Here is a 6016-nt window from a genome sequence, read left to right as displayed (position 1 = left end):
ACATTGGCATGGTTTCGTCGGCGCTTCACCTTCAATATCGCGTTAGCTGTAAAGCAATTGAAGTAATTTTGTCAGGTTTTTATGATTCAATCGGTCTATATCAGCAGCCAAGTAAAAAAGAGATACAAGTTGCGCGCGAGTGGCTCGAAATTCTGCATATGAGTGACCTTGCCAACACCTCATTTAGACAGCTTGAATATGGCCAACAAAGGCTACTTTTGATTGCAAGAGCGATTGTGAAGCAGCCAGCTTTACTTATCTTAGATGAGCCTTATCAAGGGTTAGATTATTTGGGCCGACGGTTGGTAAAAAACACTTTGGAGTTGATTGCACAAGAAAACCTCAGTCAGTTGCTTTATGTGTCGCATTATCAGAAAGATAAACTTGAGAGTATCCGCAATGAAGTTGAGTTTATCTATGATGAGAGTGCGAACTGCTACAAGCCTCAAGTTCGCTCTGGTATTTAGCTTTAACGATTTTGAAGGATAGGTTACATGTTGTTGAACCATGTTTCTCTAGGGACATCTAACGTAAAACTGGCTGTCGAATTTTATGACCAAGTGCTCGCCACTTTGGGTGTTAAAAGGGCGCACTATATTGAAGATATTGCGGCTAGCTATGGTGATAATTTTGAGTTTTGGGTCGGATTACCAACCGAAAATAAAGCAACTGCGGGTAATGGTACCCACATAGCATTTAACGCTCCGAGCCAACTTGCGGTAGACGAATTTTATCGAGTGGCCATTGAGCAAGGCGGGGTATGTGAAGGGAAACCCGGCCCAAGGCCTGAGTATGGCGAGACTTACTATGCGGCGTTTGTACGTGACCTTGACGGAAACAAAATAGAGGCAGTGCATTTGTAGCTGCAAACAGACATGACAGAGGGATGTAATGATTAGCTGTAATGACTACGACTATATTGAAATTGCTTGTTTGTACCATTATCCGGTCAGGCTACATCTCAAATCTGGTGTCTATGTGGAAGGTAATGCACTCGACACTGCGCGAAATGCAGACAAGCAAGAGTGCATTAAAGTCAGTATGAACGGACTCGAGCACATGGTCGTGCTCCACGACCTCCATGAACTCGAAGTGCTAGTCGACAATCCTCACTTCAAAACCAAGCAATTTGGTTAGTTATTTCGAGTTATACATCTTCTCAAAGTTGTTTGGATTCCAGCCGATCATGATTCTGTCACCGATTTTCAAAACCGGTAGGGAGCGGGCGCCGATTGCGTCTAGCTCTTTACGACCACGCTGCATTTTTGCGTTGGTTAATCTGTACTTATAACCTTTAGAATCTAGATAACGCTGCGCATCTTTGCAGTGCGGGCATTTGTCTTTTACATACAGTACAAGTCGTTTCATGGTCTGTTCCTACTCTGGTTTAGCCGCAGAGTTTAATGAAAAGGCCGTGAATGGCAAGTGTGAATAGAGTAGACTTGTGCCCCTTTGTTGATGCTCAAGGCGACGATGAACAAAATGAATCCTGCACTTCGTTATATCCAAGGTTATCCAGAACACATTGTTACCCCTGTAACGCAGTTGGTAGAGTCTGGCCGTTTAGCCGCTTGGTTTAAACAGCGCTATCCAGAGAATCACACCATAAAAAGTGAAAAGGCTCTGTTTGAGTATACGGTGGCCCTAAAGAATCGTTATATGAAGAAGACCTCGCCGCTGAGTAAGGTCATCTACGACAACAAGATTCATCTCATCAATAATGCTTTGGGTTTACACTCTTACGTAGCCAAAGTTCACGGCGGAAAAATCAAATCGAAGAATGAGATTCGCATTGCGAGTGTGTTTAAAAACGCCCCTGAGCCTCTGCTGAAAATGTTGGTTGTGCATGAACTGGCTCACTTGAAAGAGAAAGAGCACAACAAGGCTTTTTATCAGCTATGTTGTCATATGGAGCCGGACTATCACCAACTCGAGTTAGATGCTCGCCTGTTTATGATCTACCTTGAAACCGAGAAGCAAAAATAGAATGATGACTCGCGCAAACAAAGCCTCTCAGGCAAACAAAGCGGCTAGCAAAAAAGATGCGAAAGCTAGCGAGATGAAAGTAGTCAACCTTAAAGGTGCAAAAGGGTTGCATAAGCGTAACTTGCACCAAGGTCGCTATGACTTCTCCCGGCTAACAAAGGCGCTGCCTGAGTTGAAAACTCATGTGGTGAAGAATCCTAAGGGCGAGCTGAGTATTAACTTCTCTGATCCTGTGGCGGTTAAGTTGCTCAATAAAGCTTTGCTTGCTCACCATTACGATGTGACCGAGTGGGACATCCCTGAAGGCTATTTGTGCCCGCCAATTCCTGGGCGCGCAGATTATATCCATCGTTTGGCTGACTTGTTGAGCGATGGACGCAAAGGCTTTAAACATAATCAAGTACGAGCGCTCGACATCGGTGTCGGGGCGAACTGTATATATCCTATCGTTGGGGCGACTCAATATGGTTGGAACTACCTTGGCTCGGATGTCGACCAAGTTTCGGTAGATAACGCCAATCACATTGCTCAGGGAAACTCAGTATTGAATGGGCGAGTTGAAGCTCGTTTGCAGTCGGATAGTCGTCACTTCTTTAATGGCATCATTCAACCAAACGAGTTTTATGATGTGACCACCTGCAACCCTCCGTTTCATAAGTCGCTAGAAGAGGCGCAGCAGGGCACTGAACGTAAGATTAACAACTTGTCGACCAATCGTGGTAAACGCGGTCAAGCGCCAATTAAGAACAAAGCTAACCCCTCAACTATACTTAACTTTGGAGGGCAAAAAGCTGAGTTGTGGTGTCCAGGTGGTGAAGCTGCTTTCATCAAGAATATGGCATTTGAGAGTCGTGATTTTGCTCAGCAGGTGTTGTGGTTTTCAACTCTAATTTCGAAGAAAGATAAAGTCCGTTGGATGCGTAAAAACTTGCAGAAAGCGGGCGCGAAAGAAGTTCGTATCGTCGAGATGAGCCAAGGACAAAAGATCAGTCGATTTATAGCCTGGACATTCAAAACGGAAGGCGAGCGAGTAAAGTGGCTTAAACTGAAAAGCTAATACTAAGTTTAGAATCAAGTCTAATCGGGAGGGTATATGGAGTTTGAGATTTATATGCCCTGTGAACCGGCTTGGATTTGTGACAGTTTTCTATTCTTGTTCGCAGCGCTGTTTATTATCGGGCTGATTGGTTTTGTCTATATCTTGTATAAAGAGTATCAAAAGATCCAACGTGCCTCGCGGGTAAAACACAGGCGAAGCATTCATCACTCCAAGCGCAAACGCTAGGGAGTGTTGCCCGTAACAGTTGCTTTGCGTTCTAGCTCATCGAGTAATAGTAAAGCAGCCTTCTGCTTGCCATATCTATTTTGAAACAACAGAAGTCTATTTCTCGCATCATCATATTTGCCTATTTGAAGCTCTAACTTGGCTAACGACAGCATTGAGCGAGGTCGATACGGTTCGTAGTCGAGCGCACGTTTAAAGTATGCGATGGCTTTGTCAGGCGCTTTGGCCTTGACTGCGCATAGTGCGGCGTTTTCATAGCTTGCCGATGTCAGGTAGTAGTCTTGTTTCTCTATGGCTTGGTTGAAGTAGTGATCCGCCGCTTCGAACTCTCCGCGCTTACACAAATAGGCTCCATAGTTGTTGAGCACAGTACCTTTGTTAGGCGCTTGTTGTAAGGCTAAACGATAATAACGGTCAGCTAAGCCGTACTCTTCAACTCGCTCATAATAGTGAGCCAGTGACAGCTGTGCCCGGTAGTAGTTAGGATCGTGTTCAATGGCCTGTTCTAGATTTTCACGCGCTTTAACCATATTGTCTTGTTCCATGTAACGGATTCCTAAGTTAACGCGAGCTTCAGCGCGTTGGCGTTGGTCTGACTTAGGTTCACCTGACAGATTTACATCAGTGACGCAGCCAAGCATTAGCAGAGTGAGTAATAGTAAGCATCTGTGCATAGTGAGTTACGAGTTTCTTGAATGGTGCGAAACTTATAGCGTACTTGATAGCAGAAGAAGAGGGGCAGGTGATCAGCTTGAGGTAAGCTTGAGATTTTGTTGTAACAGAACAGTTAGCATTGGAATGAAAGAGTGGGGGATAGAGCGTAAAACTCTATCCCACTAATAGCTCTAAGATTTTTTGGATTAGTCGTCTTTGGTGAAGTTGGCTTCGCTGAAGTGCTCCAAGTCGTATGGAGTTTGCTGGTAAACGCAGTAGTTTAGCCAGTTTGAGAACAGCAAATGCCCGTGACTACGCCAACTGGCACAAGGTGCATTATCTGGATTGTTATTCGGGTAGTAGTTGACCGGAATCGCAGGTTCCATCCCTTCACCGAGATCACGGATGTACTCATTGTGCAGAGTATGCGAGTCGTACTCTGGGTGACCGGTAACAAACACATTTCGCTTATCTTTGGTCGCTGCTAAGTAGACGCCGGCAACATCCGAGGTCGCAAGGATATCAAGGTCTGTATGTTCCTCTAGATACTCTGGTGAGAAGTCAGCGTAACGAGAGTGAGGGGCCAAGAAGGTGTCATCAAAACCACGTAATACCGGGTGATATGGCTGGTGGATTTTATGATGATAAACACCAGATAACTTCTCTTTACGGGTACGTTTAGGCAAATCGTAAAGTAGTTTTAGCCCTGCTTGCGCTGCCCAACAGACATAAAGTGTTGAGGTGACGTGCTCGTTTGCCCAATTCATGATGGTTTGTAGATGTTCCCAATAGATGACATCTTCAAATTGAACTAAACCGAGTGGTGCGCCAGTTATGATGAGTCCATCGAAATTGCGCTCTTTCACCATCTCAAATTGGCGGTAGAAGTTGTCCAAGTGCTCAGTTGGCGTGTTTTTGCTTGGTCTGTCATCGATGCGCAATAGTTCGATGTCTACTTGAAGTGGGCTATTGGATAACAGTCTTAAAAATTGAGTTTCCGTCTCAATTTTTTTTGGCATAAGATTGAGGATCAATACCTTAAGCGGACGAATTTCCTGTGTAGAAGCACGAGACTCCGGCATCACAAAGATGTTCTCGGTTCGTAATACGTCAGATGCGGGTAGTTGATCGGGGATCTTAATCGGCACAGCTTGCTCCCTAAGCGTTATTGTGGACGTCTATACTTCCAAACTTAACTCAATCAGAATGAGATGTCGATAGCCAATTTGCGTCTATTTATATTAAAATTCGAGACGAATTTAACTCTCAGCATAGCTTATGAACTTAAAACTAACCTTAATCCGCGGGCTTCCCGGCTCCGGAAAGAGTACTTTGGCGAAAACTCTGTCAGCGCAACACTATGAAGCGGATATGTTTTTCGTTGATAGTTCTGGCGAATACGTATACGACGCTGAGAAAATTGCAGATGCACACCAGTGGTGCCGAACAAAGACGGAAGAGGCGCTTGCCCATGGTGAAGATGTGGTGGTGTCGAACACATTCATCCAGCGATGGGAGATCGTCCCCTATCTTAAGCTAGCTAAACGCTTCGGCGCTAAGTTCGAAGTGATCGAGTGCCACAATAGCTATGGCAATATCCACGGCGTTCCGCCAGAAGCAATCCAATTAATGAAAAAACGGTGGCAAGAGTGGCAAAGCGTTCCCCAGTTGTAGAAATGGCTTCTTATGGAATTTATAAAGAGTGGGACTCTCGCTCTAAGCATTTACCCAAGATCCAAGAGTTCACGACTAAAGTGCCAGCTGATGAAGAGATCGAGTTTGGCTTCATCGTAAATATTAAGAAAGCCAAAGGTGAGCTGATCGAATTCTGTATTGCTCATCCAGGTGTCAAAGGTAAGAAAGGCCAAACACTTGAACCTTTTACTGGTGATCTACATGTTGGCAGTAACGACTGGGATTTTTACCTTGGTGACACTATTCAATTGCTCGATCCCATCGATGGATTTGAATCAAATATAGGTAAGTGGCGTATGACTATTTCAATGAATGACAATATCATTGCTGACAAAACTTTCGATGTGTTTGCCCGTGATGAGGGTGAGTTTTGGAAGAAGCGCGGATTTTAGTAAC

Annotated in this window: 10 protein-coding genes; 7 read left to right on the top strand and 3 right to left on the bottom strand. The window is 44.6% G+C overall.

Translation table 11 applies throughout. The features are described 5' to 3' along the window. From QTO00_RS12945 to QTO00_RS12935, 3 genes are all read left to right on the top strand, one after another. Positions 1-467 (top strand): ATP-binding cassette domain-containing protein (locus tag QTO00_RS12945; protein ID WP_331425177.1); only part of this gene is annotated, 467 nt, incomplete at its 5' end. A gap of 27 nt (positions 468-494) precedes the next feature. Next, positions 495-863 carry a VOC family protein gene (locus QTO00_RS12940; RefSeq protein ID WP_331425176.1) on the top strand — a complete coding sequence of 123 codons (369 nt, stop codon included), beginning with the start codon at positions 495-497 and terminating at the stop codon, positions 861-863. Between the two features lie 28 nt (positions 864-891). Then, complete coding sequence (locus QTO00_RS12935; protein WP_331425175.1) at positions 892-1137, top strand: Rho-binding antiterminator; 246 nt, start codon at positions 892-894, stop codon at positions 1135-1137. Here QTO00_RS12935 and QTO00_RS12930 read toward each other — a convergent pair whose 3' ends face one another. Continuing rightward, complete coding sequence (locus tag QTO00_RS12930; protein ID WP_038204873.1) at positions 1138-1368, bottom strand: glutaredoxin family protein; 231 nt, start codon at positions 1366-1368, stop codon at positions 1138-1140. Positions 1369-1482: 114 nt separating this feature from the next. On the opposite strand from QTO00_RS12930, the gene QTO00_RS12925 reads away from it, so the two are divergent. After that, positions 1483-1986 carry a M48 metallopeptidase family protein gene (locus tag QTO00_RS12925; RefSeq protein WP_331425179.1) on the top strand — a complete coding sequence of 168 codons (504 nt, stop codon included), beginning with the start codon at positions 1483-1485 and terminating at the stop codon, positions 1984-1986. Between the two features lie 4 nt (positions 1987-1990). After that, positions 1991-3043 carry a 23S rRNA (adenine(1618)-N(6))-methyltransferase RlmF gene (gene rlmF, locus QTO00_RS12920; RefSeq protein ID WP_443088928.1) on the top strand — a complete coding sequence of 351 codons (1053 nt, stop codon included), beginning with the start codon at positions 1991-1993 and terminating at the stop codon, positions 3041-3043. Between the two features lie 224 nt (positions 3044-3267). Here rlmF and pilW read toward each other — a convergent pair whose 3' ends face one another. After that, positions 3268-3945, bottom strand: a complete 678-nt coding sequence (gene pilW, locus QTO00_RS12910) for a type IV pilus biogenesis/stability protein PilW (protein WP_331425173.1) — start codon at positions 3943-3945, stop codon at positions 3268-3270. Positions 3946-4131: 186 nt separating this feature from the next. Further along, a complete protein-coding gene (gene metA, locus QTO00_RS12905) occupies positions 4132-5073 on the bottom strand; it encodes a homoserine O-acetyltransferase MetA (RefSeq protein ID WP_331425172.1) in 942 nt (313 codons plus the stop codon). A gap of 130 nt (positions 5074-5203) precedes the next feature. Between metA and QTO00_RS12900 the strand changes: the two genes are divergently transcribed. Beyond that, a complete protein-coding gene (locus tag QTO00_RS12900; RefSeq protein WP_331425171.1) occupies positions 5204-5599 on the top strand; it encodes an ATP-binding protein in 396 nt (131 codons plus the stop codon). Beyond that, on the top strand, positions 5575-6012 hold the full coding sequence (locus tag QTO00_RS12895) for a DUF3859 domain-containing protein (protein WP_331425170.1): 438 nt from the start codon (positions 5575-5577) through the stop codon (positions 6010-6012). The genes QTO00_RS12900 and QTO00_RS12895 overlap by 25 nt, the downstream gene beginning before the upstream one ends. Positions 6013-6016 lie beyond the last annotated feature (4 nt).

This window comes from Vibrio sp. M260118 (genome assembly GCF_036533755.1).
In the GTDB taxonomy this organism is placed as follows: domain Bacteria; phylum Pseudomonadota; class Gammaproteobacteria; order Enterobacterales; family Vibrionaceae; genus Vibrio.
The sequence above is the reverse complement of the archived record's forward strand: the minus strand, read 5'-3'. Positions and strand labels throughout refer to the sequence as shown.

Excerpts from the sequence above, each read along its gene's own strand:
- QTO00_RS12940 (WP_331425176.1), top strand. The coding sequence starts at position 495 with ATGTTGTTGAACCATGTTTCTCTAGGGACATCTAACGTAAAACTGGCT.
- QTO00_RS12935 (WP_331425175.1), top strand. The coding sequence starts at position 892 with ATGATTAGCTGTAATGACTACGACTATATTGAAATTGCTTGTTTGTAC.
- QTO00_RS12930 (WP_038204873.1), bottom strand. The coding sequence starts at position 1,368 with ATGAAACGACTTGTACTGTATGTAAAAGACAAATGCCCGCACTGCAAA.
- QTO00_RS12925 (WP_331425179.1), top strand. The coding sequence starts at position 1,483 with ATGAATCCTGCACTTCGTTATATCCAAGGTTATCCAGAACACATTGTT.
- rlmF (WP_443088928.1), top strand. The coding sequence starts at position 1,991 with ATGACTCGCGCAAACAAAGCCTCTCAGGCAAACAAAGCGGCTAGCAAA.
- pilW (WP_331425173.1), bottom strand. The coding sequence starts at position 3,945 with ATGCACAGATGCTTACTATTACTCACTCTGCTAATGCTTGGCTGCGTC.
- QTO00_RS12900 (WP_331425171.1), top strand. The coding sequence starts at position 5,204 with ATGAACTTAAAACTAACCTTAATCCGCGGGCTTCCCGGCTCCGGAAAG.